The 19,325-nt window shown below is 37.7% G+C and carries 16 protein-coding genes; 8 read left to right on the top strand and 8 right to left on the bottom strand.

Going from position 1 to position 19,325, the window contains the following annotated elements; translation table 11 throughout:
- The first annotated feature begins 6 nt into the window (after window positions 1-6).
- The 5 genes from HA632_RS03570 to HA632_RS03550 all read left to right on the top strand — a co-directional run bounded on the left by HA632_RS03570 (window position 7) and on the right by HA632_RS03550 (window position 4,458).
- Window positions 7-426 carry a hypothetical protein gene (locus HA632_RS03570; RefSeq protein ID WP_176305841.1) on the top strand — a complete coding sequence of 140 codons (420 nt, stop codon included), beginning with the start codon at window positions 7-9 and terminating at the stop codon, window positions 424-426.
- Window positions 427-503: 77 nt separating this feature from the next.
- Complete coding sequence (locus tag HA632_RS03565; RefSeq protein ID WP_176305840.1) at window positions 504-2,525, top strand: TonB-dependent siderophore receptor; 2,022 nt, start codon at window positions 504-506, stop codon at window positions 2,523-2,525.
- 25 nt (window positions 2,526-2,550) lie between these two features.
- A complete protein-coding gene (locus tag HA632_RS03560; RefSeq protein ID WP_176305839.1) occupies window positions 2,551-2,892 on the top strand; it encodes a heavy-metal-associated domain-containing protein in 342 nt (113 codons plus the stop codon).
- 68 nt (window positions 2,893-2,960) lie between these two features.
- Complete coding sequence (locus HA632_RS03555; RefSeq protein ID WP_176305838.1) at window positions 2,961-3,698, top strand: DUF2490 domain-containing protein; 738 nt, start codon at window positions 2,961-2,963, stop codon at window positions 3,696-3,698.
- A 70-nt stretch (window positions 3,699-3,768) separates the two neighbouring features.
- Window positions 3,769-4,458, top strand: a complete 690-nt coding sequence (locus HA632_RS03550) for a DedA family protein (protein ID WP_176305837.1) — start codon at window positions 3,769-3,771, stop codon at window positions 4,456-4,458.
- Between the two features lie 29 nt (window positions 4,459-4,487).
- Here the strand turns inward: HA632_RS03550 and HA632_RS03545 are convergent, their stop codons facing one another.
- From HA632_RS03545 to miaB, 8 genes are all read right to left on the bottom strand, one after another.
- Complete coding sequence (locus HA632_RS03545; RefSeq protein WP_176305836.1) at window positions 4,488-6,845, bottom strand: hypothetical protein; 2,358 nt, start codon at window positions 6,843-6,845, stop codon at window positions 4,488-4,490.
- A gap of 135 nt (window positions 6,846-6,980) precedes the next feature.
- Window positions 6,981-8,612 carry a chaperonin GroEL gene (gene groL / locus HA632_RS03540; protein WP_176305835.1) on the bottom strand — a complete coding sequence of 544 codons (1,632 nt, stop codon included), beginning with the start codon at window positions 8,610-8,612 and terminating at the stop codon, window positions 6,981-6,983.
- A gap of 52 nt (window positions 8,613-8,664) precedes the next feature.
- A complete protein-coding gene (gene groES / locus HA632_RS03535; RefSeq protein ID WP_121311772.1) occupies window positions 8,665-8,940 on the bottom strand; it encodes a co-chaperone GroES in 276 nt (91 codons plus the stop codon).
- A 138-nt stretch (window positions 8,941-9,078) separates the two neighbouring features.
- Window positions 9,079-9,417: a preprotein translocase subunit SecG gene (gene secG / locus HA632_RS03530; RefSeq protein ID WP_176305834.1), complete on the bottom strand. Its 339-nt coding sequence runs from the start codon at window positions 9,415-9,417 to the stop codon at window positions 9,079-9,081.
- Window positions 9,418-9,429: 12 nt separating this feature from the next.
- Entirely contained in the window at window positions 9,430-10,284 is an 855-nt protein-coding gene (locus HA632_RS03525) for a tetratricopeptide repeat protein (RefSeq protein ID WP_317174596.1), read from the bottom strand.
- A complete protein-coding gene (locus HA632_RS03520) occupies window positions 10,262-10,765 on the bottom strand; it encodes an LptE family protein (protein WP_176305832.1) in 504 nt (167 codons plus the stop codon). Before HA632_RS03520 ends, HA632_RS03525 begins: the two co-directional genes overlap by 23 nt.
- 44 nt (window positions 10,766-10,809) lie before the next feature.
- Window positions 10,810-12,072, bottom strand: a complete 1,263-nt coding sequence (locus HA632_RS03515) for a sigma-54-dependent Fis family transcriptional regulator (RefSeq protein WP_176305831.1) — start codon at window positions 12,070-12,072, stop codon at window positions 10,810-10,812.
- Window positions 12,073-12,137: 65 nt separating this feature from the next.
- Window positions 12,138-13,589, bottom strand: coding sequence for a tRNA (N6-isopentenyl adenosine(37)-C2)-methylthiotransferase MiaB (miaB, locus tag HA632_RS03510; RefSeq protein ID WP_176305830.1), 1,452 nt, complete (start codon window positions 13,587-13,589; stop codon window positions 12,138-12,140).
- A gap of 369 nt (window positions 13,590-13,958) precedes the next feature.
- Here miaB and topA point away from each other — a divergent pair, with 369 nt between their 5' ends.
- From topA to gldK, 3 genes are all read left to right on the top strand, one after another.
- Window positions 13,959-16,475: a type I DNA topoisomerase gene (gene topA / locus HA632_RS03505; protein WP_176305829.1), complete on the top strand. Its 2,517-nt coding sequence runs from the start codon at window positions 13,959-13,961 to the stop codon at window positions 16,473-16,475.
- Window positions 16,476-16,478: 3 nt separating this feature from the next.
- The gene (locus HA632_RS03500; RefSeq protein ID WP_176305828.1) at window positions 16,479-17,630 is read left to right on the top strand and encodes a formimidoylglutamase; all 1,152 of its coding nucleotides are present in this window, start codon (window positions 16,479-16,481) and stop codon (window positions 17,628-17,630) included.
- A 261-nt stretch (window positions 17,631-17,891) separates the two neighbouring features.
- Window positions 17,892-19,310 carry a gliding motility lipoprotein GldK gene (gldK, locus tag HA632_RS03495; RefSeq protein WP_176305827.1) on the top strand — a complete coding sequence of 473 codons (1,419 nt, stop codon included), beginning with the start codon at window positions 17,892-17,894 and terminating at the stop codon, window positions 19,308-19,310.
- Window positions 19,311-19,325: the final 15 nt, after the last annotated feature.

Here is a 19,325-nt window from a genome sequence, read left to right as displayed (position 1 = left end):
TGCGCTATGAAGTTCAAAAAGCACATTAGTATTTTAACCGCTTTGCTGATATTGGTTTCCAATTCGGGCTTGGCGTTTAGTGTGCATTATTGTGAAGGGAAAATAGCTTCTATTTCTTCTGTTTTTTCGGAAGAAGAAGTCTGTCAAATGCAAGTAGTGGTTGAAGAAACCTGCTGTGCTAAACCCGAAAAAACTCATAAAGACTGTTGTTCCGATAAAAAAGTCGACTTAAAAAACAAAACCGAGAAAATCATCATCAAAACGATTTCACTCGATTTTGAACCTGCTTATTTCTCCGAGTATAAAAATCACTTTTTTGCGGTAGCTGAGGCTCCAAAATTTGTGAATGAAAAAGTGGCTTTCTATTGCGATTCCAACGCACCGCCACTCTACCAACTTTATTGCCAATACACTTTTTACGCCTGATTTAAACTGAATTCTGCTCAGATTCTCATTTTTTTGGTGGGAATCGTTTGAAATCGAATTAATTTTAAATCAACAAAATGAAAAATATACCGTTATTTTTAACGTTGTTATTTTCTGCTTTAGGTTTTTCACAGGAGACTATAAAAAATGATACCTTAAAAACCGTAACCGTAGAAGGCAACCGAAAAGGAATAAAAAAATCACTAAATGTTACCGCCAATACCACTTTGGTTACCAGCAAGGAATTGCTTAAAGCCGCTTGCTGTAACTTGGCCGAAAGCTTCGAAACCAATCCGTCTATAGATGTCAATTTTTCGGATGCTTTGACCGGTACTAAACAAATTAAAATGTTAGGACTCACCAGTCCTTATATACTCATAGCCGAGGAAAATATTCCTTCGGTACGAGGCGCTTCTCAAGCTTATGGCTTGTCATTTACACCTGGAACTTGGGTAGAAAGCATCCAAATTACCAAAGGAGCCGGAAGTGTCGTTAATGGTTATGAAAGTATTTCAGGCCAAATTAACACCGAATTAATCAAACCCATAGGCGATATTCCCTTCTTTCTGAATACTTATGGCGATACCGGAAGTCGTTTCGAATTGAATACCCATTTCAATAAAAAAGTATCCGACAAATGGTCGACGAGTTTGTTTGTTCACGGGAATGCGCGTGTTTCCAAAAACGACATGAACGACGACGGTTTTATGGACAATCCTTTGGGCAAACAATTAAATATTGTCAATCGTTGGCAATATGCAAATCCGGAATCGGGTTGGGTTTCGTTTTTAAATCTTCGTTACATGAATGATGATAAACAAACCGGTCAATTGGATTTTGATCCCGATAGAGACCGATTGACTACCAACTATTGGGGTTCGGAAATCAACACCGAACGCTTGGACTTCAGTTCAAAAGTAGGTTATGTGTTTAAAGACATGCCTTACCAAAGTATCGGGTTCCAAAATGCTTTCAGCAACCACAACCAGCAATCGTATTTTGGGTTAAACCAATACGATATCAAGCAGCAAAGTTATTATTCGAACCTGATTTTTAACTCCATCATCAGCAATACCATGAACAAGTTTACTGCCGGATTGAATTTTACTTATGACAAATATTCCGAGTTTGTGAATTTGGCTGATGTAAGCCGAATCGACAATTCGGTGGGCGCTTTTTTCGAGTACACTTATGACGACAACGATAAATTCAGTTATATTTTGGGTGGGCGACTAGATTACCACAATAGGTTAGGAGCATTTTTTACGCCTAGATTGCATGTTAAATACAATCCTTGGGAAAAATCGGTGTTTCGTTTTTCGGCCGGAAGAGGTAAGCGTGCCGCGAATATTTTTGCCGAAAACCAAAACCTTTTTGCGAGTTCAAGAGTGTTTTCTGTTTTGGACACTAATGGAAAAATTTATGGTTTGGACGCCGAAATTGCATGGAATTACGGTTTAAGTTTTACCCAAAACTTTATGCTTTTCGGAATGAAAGCCGATACTACTATCGACTTCTATAGAACCGATTTCCAAAACCAAGCCGTGGTTGATGTGATGAATTCACCGCAAGAAGTGTTGTTTTATAATTTGGACGGAAAATCATATGCCAACAGTTTGCAGTTTGACTTCAATCTGGAAATCATCAAGCATCTGAATTTGAGAACGGCTTATAAATATTATGACATTTCCACCGATTATATCTCGGGCAGTTACCAAAGACCATTACAAGCCAAGCATCGTTTTTTTGGAAATGTTGAATATGCTACACACATTGTAGACAAAGGAAAGCAATGGAAATTTGACTACACTTGGAATTGGTTAGGCCAACAACAATTGCCCAATACATCAACCAATCCGCACCACGACAGATTCCCCGAGTTTTCACCCTCCTTTTCCACGATGAATGCCCAAATTACCCGAACTTTTTCGAGTACTTTTGAAGTGTATGTCGGAGGAGAAAATATTGGGAATTATACGCAACACAGAGCGGTTTTAGGTGCGGATAATCCTTTTGGACCCACTTTTGATACATCAATAGTTTACGCGCCGGTTTTCGGAGCGATGTATTATGCCGGATTAAGATTCAAAATAAAATAACAGTTTAATATTAAAAATAGAGATTATGAAAAATATAGTTTTAGGAATGTTATTGCTATTTGTAGCATTTACGACACAAGCTCAAGAGAAAAAAAACAAAAATGCCAAGCACAATATTGAAGTCAACGGCAATTGTGAAATGTGTAAAAAGCGAATTGAAAAAGCTGCTTATTCAGTGGCCGGAGTGAAAAGCGCCGATTGGCATATTGATGACCATGTGTTGCATTTGATTATCAATGAAGAGAAGTGTACCGTAACCGACGTTAAAAAAGCGATAGCCAAAGTAGGGCATGATACCGAAGATGTCAAAGCGACTAAAGAAGACTACGATAAACTCCACGGTTGTTGCATGTATGAAAGAAAATAATTTATTTAAAAACTCCTTAATTTTTTAAGGAGTTTTTTATGGCTATTTTAGCCAAAAAAACAATTGCTTTGAAAATAGTATTCGCTTTTATCAGTCTCGCTTTTTTTTCTGCCGGGTTTTCACAACAAACCAAGCAAGATCAAAGAGTTTGGTTTGCTTTTACCGGTCAATATAAAGTATCCAATCATTGGGGTTACCATATTGAAGCACAATTCAGGATGGACAACCAATTGGAGCAAAGCCAGCAAAATTTATTCAGAGTTGGAACCATCTATTATCTTTCAGATACTAAGAACTTATCCGTTGGATACGCATTAGTGAATACTTTTAGCTCGTCGGCGGATGATTTTTTCAAGGAGAACCGCCTTTGGGAACAATTTCAAGTCAATAAAAAATGGCGTGACGGAAAGAATCTCATGACCAACAGATTTCGATTGGAACAACGTTGGGTAGAGAAAATAGGATTAGTGGAAGCTAATGTCGTTTCGATGGGTTCTGATTACCAGAACAGGTTGCGCTATTTAAACCGAAACTTATTCCATCTAACCGATTTGAAATCCACTAAAGAAGAACTTTATTTGGTGGTTCAAAACGAGATTTTTTTGACCTTAGGAGACAATAAAGTAAATGCTAAAGTCATCGACCAAAACCGCTTTTTAATTGGACTCGGACTCAATTATAACAACAATATCCGATTGGAATTGGGTTATCTCAATCACTTTATTACTTCGTCTTTTTCAAACGATGTGATGAACCACACGTTATCGATTTCTTTTATTCAAAATCTACTGTTGCAAAAACCTTAAAATTGCCCATTATCCCAAAAAAAAGCACTAATTTCACGCTCGAATTTTTTACCCACTAATTTTATACTCTATGAGTGATTTTGATTGGATGCAATTGTTGAATCCCGAATTTTACATAACCATGACAGTTGGTGGTGTGAGAGTAGGGCTTTGGATTGTATTGTTTATTGTATTTGCCGAAACCGGTTTGTTTGCGGGTTTCTTTTTGCCTGGTGACAGTTTGTTGTTTTTAGCCGGAATTTACAGCCGTGATTTAGTAGAGAATTTCACTTTTATTGAAAGCGACTTGATTAATGTAACGTTATTGGCCGTTTTGGTAGCCATAGCAGGAATTGTCGGAAATATGGTTGGCTATTGGTTTGGCTCTAAAAGCGGTTATTATTTGTATAAAAAGGAAGATAGTTTTTGGTTTAAGAAAAAATACTTAATTCAGTCCAAAGATTTTTTTGAAAGATATGGCGGAAAGGCCATCATCTTTGCCCGTTTTTTACCTATTGTAAGAACCTTTGCTCCAATAGTAGCCGGAATTGTAACCATGGACAAAAAGAAGTTCATGTTCTACAATGTAGTCAGTTCTATCCTTTGGTCGTTTATCCTGATTTTTTCCGGACATTATTTGTACGGGATGTTTTTAGAGAAGTTTGATATCGATTTAAAACATCACATTGAAAAGATTGTAATTGCCATTATTTTGATATCAACTTTCCCGGTCTTTCTTAAAATGATTAAAAAGACTCCGAAAACGGAAACTGAAGAATAAAAAAAAGCCTCAATTTCTTGAGGCTTTTTTTATTTCATCTCAATAATTATTTCATCGTGTATTAGTTTGCCTTCCTGAGTCATTCCTTCGATAATGGCTTTTACTGTCGGTTTGTTGTAATCGGTTATTTTAAAAAGGAATTGTCCTTCTTCACCGCTGTTTAATAATGATGCCCATTCAATTAACCCAAAATGGTCAAATCCCAGATTATTGGTGTTTTTGTAGTCAGCATTTTTAAAAAAAGGATACAAAGAAAAGGCTTCTTTGATTAGCACATTGTTTGGGTCTTCTTTGATATGGTTTGGTTTGAAATTCTTTTTAGTATAAGCCTTTATAATCCCTGAACGGTTGAGCATTCCTGGAACTAAGGCATTTGAACTGATGTAGATTTCGTCAAAGTCTGACATTCGCATGGTAGTAAATTCAAACTGATTCATAAGTACTCTTCCGTCTATGATAATTTGCGGTGTCGGTCTTTCGGCATTTAGGGTATTTATGACCCGACTGTAAATCGTAGCTTCGCCAAATCTTCTGATGACTGTGAAACCATTTCGTTCGATAAAACTTAGTAAATCAATATTCTCCATTTTTTCATCTACTTTATAACCCATAAGATGACCATTTCCAATCGACCTTTGATAGGTTAGTTTTTTTTCAACTTTAATTTCTTCCAATTGTATGGCTTGAGAAGAAAATTTTGGAAGGTCAAGGTCAGCTAAGGTGTTTTCAGCCTTGATTTCCGGACATATTTGGCTGGTGTTTGGCTTAAACGGATTGTAAAACGGTTTTTTTCGGTTTAAAACCTGGTGTCCTATTTTGGTGTCAACAGCTTCAAAGTTGGGTAGTTTGAGCAAAGTCATGGCTAGTGTGGTAGAGTCGGTCAGTATCAAATTCTCGAATGTGTATTCTCCTTTTTCATTGATTTCTGTCGACTTTATAATTTGGTCTTTAAAAGAAGTTATTTTGACTTTGTAATCGCTATAGTTTTTGACGTTTTTATTGATGTTTCCTTTTAAAGTAAGTCCGATATCAAAACTAAAGTTAGTAGCCGGTTTTGTCGTTTTGATATTCTCCCAATCGTATTTGGGAGCCGTTTGATTCAATAGAAACAAATCCAATTCGTAATTTTTAATTCTTTTGGGCTCAAAGAGATAATAGTTGGCATTTGGTAAAGACTCTTTGATATAAGGATTTATGCCAAGGCCGGCTAAAATACTGTAGTTCTCATTTAATGATTTGGTTTCTGTCGGAACAATTGTTATGCTGAAACTTGTATTAGGTGTACTACTATAGCCAACGAATCCAATTTTATCTTCTTTGCGGTAATTTTTGGTGATGCTGATTGAAGTTTCTTTTTTTGGGGCATTATAAATCAAGCGATTGCCCCATTCTTTTAAATTGCTGTCAATAATTCGTATGGTATTAATTCCCGAGAATAAATCGGTGTTTTGTAGAGAGATAGTTTGTTCCAAACTGTTTTTGTCCATAACAAGGTCATAGATAAAATGTTTGCTGTCTTGGTGAACAATTAAATAAGCTTTTTGTGCTTTAAAGGATTCTATTGTAGCAGGATTGGTTTTAATTTTAATAATGGTCTTGGTTTCAAAAGAAAAATTATTAACCTCTAGACCAAAACCGATGCTCTGTTTGTACGGTAGTGTTTTGACAATTGTTTTATCATTGTGTTTCAGAACAACTTTGTCAAAATCGTCCTCCGGATTGACTTCAAATTTTCCAAAACCGGCTGCGTTGAGATTGACACTTTTGAGGGTTTCTCCTTTTGAGTTTTGTATGGTCGCTACAAGATTTTCCGGAGCATTGCCACGGCAATCTTTTACCCTAATGCCGATGGTATTATTTATTCCGGTTACAAAACTTTTCCCTTCCGGAGTAAGGGTTAAATCAAGGGAATCATCATCTGCTTTTTTGTAATTTTTTATTCCTTCACTTGGGTTAATAATGTTGATTTTGAAAATAGCCGATTCATCTTCGCTAAAATTGTTCATCCAATTGGTGTATACTTGGATGTAGTAATTACCCGAAGGCATTTTGGTATCTAAATCGATAACGCCCGATAAAATACCATTATAAGCATAAATTAATTTTTCGGATACTTGTTTGCCTTTTTCATCATATAGCACTACAAAAACATTAGTGGTAAAAAAAGGTTTCTTGGTTTTGCGATTGATGATATAACCTTGATACCAAATTTTCTCATGGGTTAGAAACGTTGTTTTGTCCAAATGAAGATGAATAGCTTCTCTCTCTAAGAAAAAATAATTTTCAAGAGCTGAAATGATTTTCGATCTATTATCATCAATTGCTTCTTGACTGTAAACAATGTTGGATATCATTAAGATGAAATAGAAGAAAGTGTTTTTTGACATAGTAAGACAAGTCTGTTTTGTTGTTCAAAAATATAAAATTTTATTTACAAAATAAATAAAAAAAAACGCCTCGATTTCTCGAGACGTTTCTGGTCTTTGTATTTTAAATATTGGAATTTATTTCCAAAGGAGATTTTACATCATCCCCGGCATTCCACCGCCCATTGGCATTCCGCCGCCGGCGTTTTCTTCTTTGATTTCTACCAAAGCACATTCGGTTGTTAAAATCATACCGGCAACCGAAGCCGCATTTTCCAGGGCTACACGGGTTACTTTTTTAGGGTCGATGATTCCTGCTTTGAGCATGTCTACGTATTCGTCTGTTTTAGCATTGTAACCAAAATTGTCTTTACCTTCGGATACTTTAGCCACAACCACTGAACCTTCCAAGCCTGCATTTTCAACAATGGTTCTCAAAGGAGATTCGATAGCACGAGAAACGATTTGAATTCCGGTCGCTTCATCAGCGTTTTGGGATTTCAAATTGATTAAAACACTTTTAGCTCTTAAAAGTGCCACACCGCCGCCGGCAACAATTCCTTCTTCTACCGCTGCTCTGGTAGCGTGTAAAGCATCGTCAACACGGTCTTTTTTCTCTTTCATTTCTACTTCAGAAGCGGCACCAACATAAAGTACGGCAACACCACCGGCCAATTTAGCCAAACGCTCTTGTAACTTTTCTTTGTCGTAGTCTGAAGTGGTAGTTTCCATTTGGGCTTTGATTTGGTTCACACGATTTTTAATCATGTCCGCATTTCCGGCACCGTTAACTACTGTAGTATTGTCTTTGTCGATAGTCACTTTTTCGGCTGTTCCCAACATCTCCAGAGTAGCATTTTCTAAAGTATAACCGCTTTCTTCAGCGATTACTGTTCCTCCGGTTAAGATGGCGATGTCTTCCAACATGGCTTTTCTTCGGTCACCGAATCCCGGCGCTTTTACGGCTGCAATTTTCAAAGCACCGCGTAATTTGTTTACTACTAAAGTCGATAAGGCTTCTCCGTCCACATCTTCTGCGATGATCAATAGCGGTTTCCCTGATTGGGCTACCGGTTCTAAAACAGGTAATAATTCTTTTAAAGAAGATACTTTTTTGTCGTATAATAAAATGTATGGTCTTTCTAATTCAACCTCCATTTTTTCAGGATTGGTTACAAAATACGGAGATAAATAACCTCGGTCGAATTGCATTCCTTCTACTACGTCAACATAAGTATCGGTTCCTTTAGCTTCTTCCACCGTAATTACACCTTCTTTGCCTACCTTGGCGAAAGCGGTAGCGATCAATTCACCGATTACATCATCATTATTAGCCGAAATAGAGGCAATTTGTTTGATTTTTTCAGAATCACTTCCCACCACTTGGGCTTGTTTGCCAAGGTCAGTTACGATAGCTTCAACCGCTTTGTCGATGCCGCGTTTTAAATCCATTGGATTGGCTCCGGCGGCTACGTTTTTCAATCCTTCTTTTACGATAGCTTGCGCCAAAACAGTTGCCGTGGTAGTGCCGTCTCCCGCCAAATCATTGGTTTTAGAAGCTACTTCTTTCACCATTTGCGCACCCATGTTTTCTAAAGGATCTTTCAATTCTACTTCTTTGGCCACCGAAACACCATCTTTGGTAACGGTTGGTCCGCCAAATGATTTGGAGATGATTACGTTTCTTCCTTTAGGACCTAAAGTCACTTTTACTGCATTCGCTAAGGCATCAACACCACGTTTTAAACCGTCGCGTGCTTCAATGTCGAATTTTATATCTTTTGCCATTTTGTTTGTTGTTTATAGTCTTAATACTTAATACTCGAATTTTAATACTTATTTAAATAATTGCTAAGATGTCATCCTCACGCATGATGAGATAATCCTTGCCATCGAATTTTAAATCGGTTCCGGCATATTTTCCGTATAAAACAGTATCACCGACTTTAACCGTTAAAGGTTCGTCTTTTTTACCGTTTCCAACCGCTACCACTTTTCCTTTTTGCGGTTTTTCTTTTGCCGTATCGGGAATAATAATTCCGGAAGCCGTTTGCGTCTCAGCTGCAGCCGGTTCCACAATCACTCTGTCTGAAAGAGGTTTAATGTTTAATGCCATAATGTTATATATTTTATGTTATTGTAAAGATGTTTTCGTTTTTTTCAGAAATTATGCCAAGCCAATGAGTCTGCCATTTTTTCCTAAAAAAAATGCCAGCATGTCAGCGCTGGCATTGGTATAAAGATGAACTCTTTATTATTTTTTCTCTTCTGTTGGTGTAACAGGAGCAGTAGTAGCCGGAGTTGATGGCGCAGCTGTTTTTGGCGCTATTTCAGTTTGGTCAATTACTTTTGAATCTGATTGTCCAACCATGCTTGGGAAACTGATACTTGACAACAAAATCAAAATGATTAAGGTCGCAGCTAAAAACCAGGTGCTTTTATCTAAAAAGTCGGTAGTTTTTTGAACACCACCCAACATTTGAGATCCACCCAAAGAAGAAGACAAACCGCCACCTTTAGGATTTTGAACCATAACGGCAATAATCAATAAGAAACAAACTAAAGTTATTAATGCTAAAAAAATGGTAAACATGATATATTGTAATTAATTGTTATTCTCTTGTAAAACTCTAATATCCGAAATTCGGTCTGCAAAGAAACTACTTTTTTCCGGATATTTCAAAATTAATATTTCATAAGCTTGTATTGCTTTGGAATATTTTTTTTGTTCCAAATAAACTCTGGCCAAAGTTTCCGTCATCAAATACGAAGTATCTTCGGCAATTGGCGCTATTACAGGTACAGTAGCGTCTTTGGCAATGGGTGAAATCTTTGGATTGTTCTCGATAAATTTGTCGATTAATTCCAGTTTTTTCTTCTTCTCTTCTTCTTCGGGAGTGACTTTTTTTGGTGCTTGGTCGCGAACAATAGGTTTTAAACGAGACAATTGCAACCATTCCTGAAAAGAGTGCTTTTCGTCTTTAGAAAATTCTAACGGTTTGCCAACACCCAATTTTTCCTCTACTTTTTGCTCTTCTGAAGGCGCTGCTTCTTTGATAGAAGTTAAAATTGATTGTTCTAACGGATCAATGGGAACAGGTTTGTATTCCACAATTACCTCTTCGATTCCCACAACATTCATGTTCATCAACTCTTCGAGCTTCTTTTCATACAAGCCTTTTTGTACCGAAACAAAAGAATCTGAAGTGATAAAGTCAAACAAAATACTTCTGTCCGTAGTGTAGGCGGCAGAAACTTTCAAAGCGTAATTGTAATTGAAACTGTCCTGATTGTACAAATGTTTCAACTTCAACACGCGCGCACTTTGAAAGTACGGAAAAGCACTCAGTACATTGTCTAAGGTTTCCGCATACCTATCGTTGATGGCTTCGGGTTTGTTGAGTAAATAGGTATAATCAGTTAAATTCATTTGTAAATTACCATTTGGCCAAGGACTCATTAAAAATATCTTGCGTAATTCTTTCAAAAATCACGTCTAAAGCTTCAGTTAATTGCGAACCAACCAATTGGCTTTCGCCGCTGTAATCATAGAAAAATGAAAATCTTTTCTCAAAATTATCTGCTTCTTTGTTTTTGTTTGTATACCGAACATTAACAGCGATTGTTAAACGGTTTTGGGCTGCTTTTTGATCGGCTGTTGCCGTCATTGGAGAGATTCGATAATCGGTGATTTCTCCTTCATACATCAAATCGCCGTTGGAATTCGTCAAATTCAAATTGGTTTGATTCTGAATCAAATCCTGTAAGCGCAACGTAAAGGTTCTTTCGATTCCGGGTTCAACCAATTCGGCATTGTTTTGAAAATAATTCACCTGAAACGTCTTGGCATCAATCTTTCCTGTTCCGGTAAAGTTATAAACGCTGCAACTGTTTAGGCTAAAAGCAATGAGTAAAAATAAAATGTATTTTGTGTTTTTCATCTCGATTCCAAAGATATTCTTTTTCGGTTTTATCCGTTGGTTATTTACAAATCAAATTGTTTAATTTTTCGGTATAGAGTTCTCTCGGAAATCCCTAGTTCATCTGCAGCCGCTTTTCTTTTGCCTTTATGGCGTTCCAATGATTTTTTGATGAGTTCAATTTCTTTTTGTTCCAATTTCAATACTTCTTCCTCTTCCACGGTTTCGGCATCTAAATAATTATGATCGTCATCCTCTTCAAATTCCTCTTGGTGAGCTTGAGTTTGCGTTGGAATTACATTAACTCTCGGCGTTTCTTCAAACGAAATTTCGCTTTCGTTTTCTTTGCCGCCGTATACTTTTTGAATCAAACTCGGATTGATATCCTGTACTTTGGCGCCGTTTTTCATCAGTTCCAAAGTCAGTTTTTTCAAATCGTTCAAATCGCTTTTCATGTCGAAAAGGACTTTGTATAGAATATCTCTTTCCGTTGCAAAATCACTATCCGATTTCTTTCCGCCAACCACTGAGGGCAACGTACTGCCTTCGGTCGGAAGATAAGATTGTAAAGTGGCTAACGAAATATCGCGATTGGTTTCCAAAACAGAAATCTGTTCAGCCACATTGCGCAACTGACGAATATTACCACTCCAACGGTATTTTTGTAAAAACTGAACCGCATCATCGCTCAATTTAATAGGTGGCATTTTGTATTTATGAGCAAAATCGGCGGCGAATTTTCTAAACAATAAATGGATATCGTCTTTTCTGTCGCGCAATGGCGGCAAAGGAATATCAACCGTACTCAATCGATAATACAAATCCTCACGGAATTTGCCTTTTTCAATGGCGTCAAACATATTCACATTCGTTGCAGCTACTATACGCACATTGGTTTTTTGTACTTGTGAGGAACCGACTTTAATAAACTCCCCATTTTCCAAAACACGCAAGAGACGTACTTGTGTCGTTAGCGGTAATTCACCGACTTCATCTAAGAAAATGGTTCCGCCATCGGCTACTTCAAAATAACCTTCGCGTGCATTGTTAGCACCGGTAAAAGCCCCTTTTTCGTGTCCGAATAATTCACTGTCAATTGTTCCTTCGGGAATCGCACCGCAGTTTACGGCAATGTATTTGCCATGTTTTCTATGCGAAAGCGAATGTATAATTCTCGGAATACTTTCTTTACCAACGCCACTTTCACCCACCACCAATACCGAAATATCTGTAGGAGCTACCTGAATGGCTTTTTCAATGGCGCGATTGAGTTTTGGGTCATTCCCGATAATTTCAAAGCGTTGTTTTATGTTTTGAACTGATTCCATTTTTTTATTTTTAGTTCCAAAGTTCCAAAGTTCCAAAGTTTTAACTTTGCTACTTTGGAACTTTGCTACTTTTGCATCTCGCTATATCCAACCGCTTCTCCAATCAAAGTGGCGGTGGTACAATCGGTTACTTTAACCATCACGAAATCGCCAACTTTGTAATCGCCTTTCGGGAAAACGGTTACTACGTTTTCAGAGTTTCTGCCACTCCAATGTTTATCTGATTTCTTCGATTCTTTTTCAATCAAAATTTCTACGGTTTGACCCAAGAAACGCTTGGTTCTCTTTTCACTTAATATTTGTTGTAAGTCTACAATTTCTTGTAAACGTCTTTTCTTGACTTCTTCCGGAACATCGTCTTCCATTTTACGAGCCGCCAAAGTGCCCGGTCTTTCTGAATAGGCAAACATATAACCAAAGTCATATTCGACATATTCCATCAAACTCAACGTGTCTTGGTGATCTTCTTCAGTCTCGGTTGGGAAACCGGAAATCATGTCCTGTGAAATCGAACAATCCGGTATGATTTTTTTGATTTTATCCACCAATGCCATGTATTCTTCACGGGTGTGTTGGCGGTTCATTTCTTTTAAGATTCGGGTACTTCCACTTTGTACCGGTAGGTGAATATAGTTGCATACATTGTCGTATTTGGCAATCACATGCAATACTTCTTCATGCATGTCCTGCGGATTCGAGGTCGAAAAACGGAAACGCATTTTTGGAAACGCCATCGCACATTGCTCTAATAATTGCGCAAAATCAGTCGCTGTGGCTTTCTGCATTTCAGTCGCTTTGTCGAAATCTTTCTTCAAACCGCCGCCATACCAAAGGTAACTGTCGACATTTTGACCCAACAAACAAACTTCTTTAAAACCTCGGTCCCACAAATCTTGGATTTCTTCTAAAATACTTTGCGGCTCACGACTGCGCTCACGTCCGCGAGTGAAAGGCACTACGCAAAACGTACACATATTGTCGCAACCACGCGTAATGGAAACAAACGCATTTACCCCGTTGCTGTTCAAACGCACCGGAGCAATATCCCCGTAAGTCTCATCTTTAGAAAGGATAACGTTAATCGCATCTCGACCTTCTTCCACTTCTTTCAAAAGATTCGGTAAATCCTTGTAAGCATCGGGGCCAACGACCATGTCAACAATTTTTTCTTGTTCCAAAAATTGGTCTTTCAATCGCTCTGCCATACAGCCTAAAACACCCACTTTCATCCCCGGATTGATACTGCGTTTTACCGCGTTGTATTTCTCCAAACGCTTGCGTACGGTTTGCTCTGCTTTGTCTCGAATAGAACAGGTGTTCACCAAAACCAAGTCGGCCTCGGCTAAATTCTGAGTCGTATTATAACCTTGTTCGGTCAAAATAGACGCTACAATTTCACTGTCCGAAAAATTCATCGCACAGCCGTAGCTTTCTATAAATAGTTTTTTAGTATTGCCTTCTTTGTATTCCAGCACCATGCTAGTGCCTTGCTTTTTCTCGTCAATTTCCTTTTCCATAAAAATAATCTTCGCTTAATCGGATGGCAAAGATAATACTAAATTATAAAATATGACAAGATGGCAGAAACGGTTTAACAAAAGTTTTGGAGCGATTGGTTCGGGCGCGTTTGGAATCCGTGTTCCCGCTTTCCGTTACAATAACTTTGTCAAAGTTTAAAACTTTAACAAAGTTGATTTCCTCTGCAATCGGGGCTAAAGAGTTGGCGTCTTTTGTATTGGGGAAAGGAGATTCAAAATATTGGATAAAATGAGTATAATATATTAAGGTATAAATTGATTTTTTTTGAGTCAATCATCGTTAAAAAATGACACTAAATCGGTATTTTAAAAAAAACGTTTACTTTTGTCCGCACAAACAATCGGGATATGGCAAAGAATTTAGTTATCGTGGAGTCGCCGGCAAAGGCAAAAACAATCGAAAAATTTCTGGGAAGTGATTATCAGGTAGAGTCGAGTTATGGGCACATTGCCGACTTGCCGTCCAAAGAAATTGGAGTAGATGTTGAGAATGGTTTTAAACCCAAATACGAAGTCTCCTCGGATAAAAAAGCTTTGGTCAAAAAACTGAAAGACTTGTCTAAAAACGCTGAAATGGTGTGGTTGGCATCCGATGAAGACCGCGAAGGAGAAGCCATTTCTTGGCACTTAGCGGAAGAATTAAAATTAGACAAGAACAAAACTAAAAGGATTGTTTTCCACGAAATCACCAAATCAGCCATACAAAAAGCCATCGAAAACCCGCGCGGAATCGATTACAACTTAGTCAATGCCCAACAAGCGCGAAGAGTACTAGACCGTTTAGTTGGTTACGAATTGTCACCCGTACTTTGGAAAAAAGTAAAAGGCGGTTTGTCTGCCGGACGTGTACAATCGGTTTCGGTTAGATTAATTGTAGAACGCGAACGAGAAATCCAAGAGTTCAAAGCCGTAGCGTCTTATTCTGTTACTGCCGAATTTACCAACGAAGCCGGAAAAGTGGTGAAAGCCAAATTGCCTAAAAACTTCGCCACCAAAAAAGAAGCGGAGGACTTTTTACAAAAAAATATTGGTTCAAATTATAAAGTAGCCGATTTAGAAACCAAACCCACAAAAAAATCACCGGCTGCGCCATTTACAACTTCAACGTTGCAACAGGAAGCGGCTCGTAAATTATATTTGCCCGTAGGCATCACGATGCAAATTGCACAGCGTTTGTACGAAGCCGGACTCATCACTTATATGAGAACGGATAGTGTAAATTTGTCACAAGAAGCCATGGCTGCGGCTCAAGCCGAAATCACGAGTTACTACGGAGCGGAATTCAGCAAACCGAGAAATTTCAACACCAAATCAAAAGGGGCACAAGAAGCCCACGAGGCGATTCGTCCAACGGATATGTCGCGTCACACGGTAAATGTTGAAAGAGACCAAGCCCGTTTATACGAATTGATTTGGAAAAGAACTTTGGCGTCCCAAATGAGCGATGCCGAATTGGAAAGAACCAACGTAAAAATAGAAGCCAATAATCACAGCGAAGTTTTCCAAGCCACCGGCGAAGTAATTAAGTTTGAAGGTTTCTTGAAAGTATATTTAGAGGGAAGTGATGATGACGATGAAGAACAGGAAGGGATGTTGCCTGCGTTGAAAGTCAACGAAAAATTGACGAACAACAATATTACTGCAACCGAAAGATATACTCGTCCGGCGTCAAGATATACCGAAGCGTCGCTGGTAAAGAAATTGGAAGAATTAGGCATCGGTCGTCCCTCGACTTATGCGCCGACAATTTCAACCATCATCAACAGGAACTATGTTGAAAAAGGAAACTTAGAAGGTGTAGAGAGAAAATATGTTCAGTTGACGTTGAAGGACAGTAAAGTCGACGAAAAGATTTTAAAAGAAAATACCGGTTCCGACAAAGGGAAATTGGTACCAACAGATATAGGAACAATCGTTAATGATTTTCTGGTAAAAAACTTTGAAGCTATTTTGGATTATAATTTTACCGCCAAAGTAGAACAGGATTTTGATGAAATTGCGGAAGGCAATATCGATTGGGCTAAAATGATGCAGGATTTCTACAACAAGTTCCATCCGAATGTAATTGAAGTAGAAAAAAATGCAGATCGTGAAAGCGGAGAAAGAATATTGGGCACCGATCCAAAAACAGGCAAGCCGGTTTCGGTTCGTTTAGGAAAATTTGGCCCGATGGCTCAAATTGGTGACGCTGAAGATGAAGAAAAACAATTTGCTAGTTTGCGTCAGGACCAAAATATTGGAAACATTACTTTAGAAGAAGCTTTGAACCTGTTTTTATTGCCCAAAAAATTGGGGGAATACAAAGGAGAAGAGGTTGAAGTAAGTAATGGCCGTTTCGGACCGTATGTTCGTTTCGGAAAACAATTCATTTCATTGCCGCGAGGAGAAGACCCATTGGACGTAACCATGGTTCGTGCTCAGGAATTAATTGATGATAAAGTCAAAGCCGATGCACCTATTGCGGTTTACAAAAACATGGATGTTCAAAAAGGCGTGGGTCGATTTGGACCATTCTTAAAATGGAACGGTATCTTTATTAATGTGAATAAAAAATACAATTTCGATAATTTATCACAATCAGATGTAGCTGAATTGATTGAAGAAAAATTGCAAAAAGACATCGACAAAGTAATCCACAATTGGAAGGAAGAAGGAATTTTGGTGGAGAAAGCCCGTTGGGGAAAATCAGTCATTACCAAAGGTAAAATCAAAATCGAATTGAACAAAGACATTGATGCTTCGAAATTGACTTTGGAACAAGTACAAGAAATGATTGCGAAGAAAACGCCTGAGAAGAAAACAGCGGCCAAAAAACCGGCTGCCAAAAAAGCTACGCCCAAAAAGACAACCGCCAAAAAGAAATAACCTATGGAATTCGATTTTCTGTCACCTATTGATTCTGAGATAATACAATATGTAAAGACATTGTCTTCTCAACACTTGGGGAGTAAAGTTGCCTTTCATACGGATAAAGATTTTCCGGATACCGATAAAATTAAAATTGCTATCATAGGCGTTTTAGAAAACAGAGGCGATGTAAATGCTTTTGAAGAAGTTGATTTGAATGCCATTCGAAAAGAATTGTACAGTTTGTTTCCGGGTAATTGGCAAAGTTCTATAGCTGATTTAGGAGATATACTTCCGGGGAATTCCTTAGAAGATACATTTTTCGCTTTGCAAAAAGTTTCTGCCAAATTAATCCGCAAAGGAGTAATTCCGGTTATAATCGGAGGAACACAAGATTTGACTTATCCATTGTACAGAGCTTATGACAGTTTGGAACAAATGGTTAATTTGGTTTCTATAGACAAGAAGTTTGACATTGGCAAGCAAGAAGACGGTATTTCCTCAGGTTCTTATTTATCTAAAATCATCTTAGACGAGCCGAATAACTTGTTTAACTTTAGTAATATTGGTTACCAAACCTATTACAATTCGCAGGAAGAGATTGACTTAGTGGAGAAATTGTATTTCGATGCTTACAGATTAGGAGAAATTTCTAACAATATTGCTTTGTCTGAGCCTGTTTTTCGAGATGCAGACATTGTTAGTGTAGATTTAAATTCCGTAAAGTCCTCAGATTCAGGAAATTTAATTAACTTTACTCCAAATGGCTTTGATGGAAAAGAAATCTGTAGCCTGTCCAGATATGCCGGTATAAGTGATAAGGTAAGTTCATTCGGGATATTCAATCACAACAACAGCAAAGAGGAAGCAGTTTTGATTGCTCAAATGATTTGGTACTTTACGGAAGGAGTTAATTACCGTTCTAATGAATACCCATTTGGGACTAAGGAGCATTATTTAAAATATATCGTACCGCTGGAGAATGAAGAATTGGTTTTTTATAAAAGCAATAAAACCGATAGATGGTGGATAGAAATAAACTTTTTTTCAGGGCAGCACAATAAATTGAAAAAAAATACGTTATTACCTTGTTCGCATGATGAGTATTTGGCAGCCTGCAATCATGAAATACCGGAAAGGTGGTGGAAAGCGCAACGAAAAAACAGCATTTAATTTAAAAAAACAAACAGAAAAGGAAACATATACATAGCTTAATACTTACAAAATGTATTAAAAAGTGTATTTTATCAGATAAAAAGTGTATTTTGTCGATAAAATATTTTTTTAATACCATTTTAAATTCTATTTTTGGAAAGTGAAAGTCTGTGTTGAAAAATAGTATGGTAAAATTTAATACTATTTAATTGCTTTTTTGAAAAATAATAAATAGGTTTACGCCCTTAAAAATAAAACATTCAAATAACCCCAATTTATATGAAGAAGGTCATTGCATTCGCATCAGTTTTAGCTTTATTAACGAGCTGTGGACGGTCAAGCGACAAAGGTGAGTTAGTAGGAGTTAAAGGAAAGAAATGGCATCCTGAGAAGCCGTTTGGTATGACTTTGATTCCGGGTGGAGCATACATTATGGGTAAATCTGATGACGATTTAGCTAATGTACAGGACGCCCCAACTAAAACAGTAACGGTTAGATCATTCTATATGGATGAAACTGAAATTACCAATAGTGAATATCGTCAGTTTGTGGAGTGGGTTAAAGATTCCACGATTAGAGTTCGTTTAGCTATTCTAGCTGATGAAGTTGGTCAAACTTCGGGTTCAGGCGGAAAAGGGAAAGGGAAAAATGCCGGGAGTATTGGTGATTTTGCCTTTGATGACAAAGATCCTGCAAAGATGACGCCTTATGATAAATACATGTATGAGAATTATTACAGTGTTGGGACTGATGATGATCCTTATGCCGGTAGAAGATTGAATAAAAAAGTAAAACTGATCAAAGATACAAGTAAGTATCCGGATGAATATTATTCAGAAGTGATGGATACTATGTATTTACCGGTTGCTGAATCTTTCAACGGTTTGAGAACTATTGATGTAAGAAAGTTGAAATTCAGATATTCTTGGATGGACATTCAAGCTGCGGCTAAAGCCAAAGTAGGAAAAAGAAGTTCATTCATCAGAACAGAACAGCAAGAAGTTTATCCTGATACCACTGTTTGGATTAAAGACTTTGCTTATTCTTACAATGAGCCAATGCACAATGACTATTTCTGGCATCAAGCTTATGGTGAGTATCCTGTAGTAGGAGTTACTTGGAAGCAAGCAAAAGCATTTTGTGCATGGAGAACTCTAAACAAAAATGCTTACATCAAATCTAAGAAGAAGAAAAACAGGCCTGATTTAATCAACTCATTCAGATTGCCGACAGAGGCAGAGTGGGAGTATGCCGCTAGAGGTGGTTTAGAGTCTGCTACATATCCTTGGGGTGGTCCTTACGCTAAAAATGACAGAGGTTGTTTCTTGGCTAACTTCAAACCAAACAGAGGAGATTATGCTGCTGACCAAGCATTGTACACAGTAGAAGCAAAATCATATGAGCCAAACGGCTACAACTTATACAATATGTCAGGAAACGTTGCAGAATGGACCGATTCGTCTTATGATGCTGCAGCTTATGAATATGTTTCTACGATGAACCCAACAGTTGGTGATTCTAAAAACATGAGAAAAGTGGTTCGTGGCGGATCTTGGAAAGACGTAGCATACTTTTTACAAGTAGGAACCAGAGATTTTGAATATGCTGATACCGCAAGAAGTTATATCGGTTTCAGAACTGTACAAGATTACATGGGAACTCAAGTAACCAAAAACGGTAAAGCGCCTAGAAAGTAATTTCAAAACCAACTT

The sequence above is a fragment of the Flavobacterium sp. J49 genome (genome assembly GCF_011742145.1).
Lineage (GTDB): Bacteria > Bacteroidota > Bacteroidia > Flavobacteriales > Flavobacteriaceae > Flavobacterium.
This window is presented reverse-complemented; position numbering and strand designations above follow the sequence as displayed.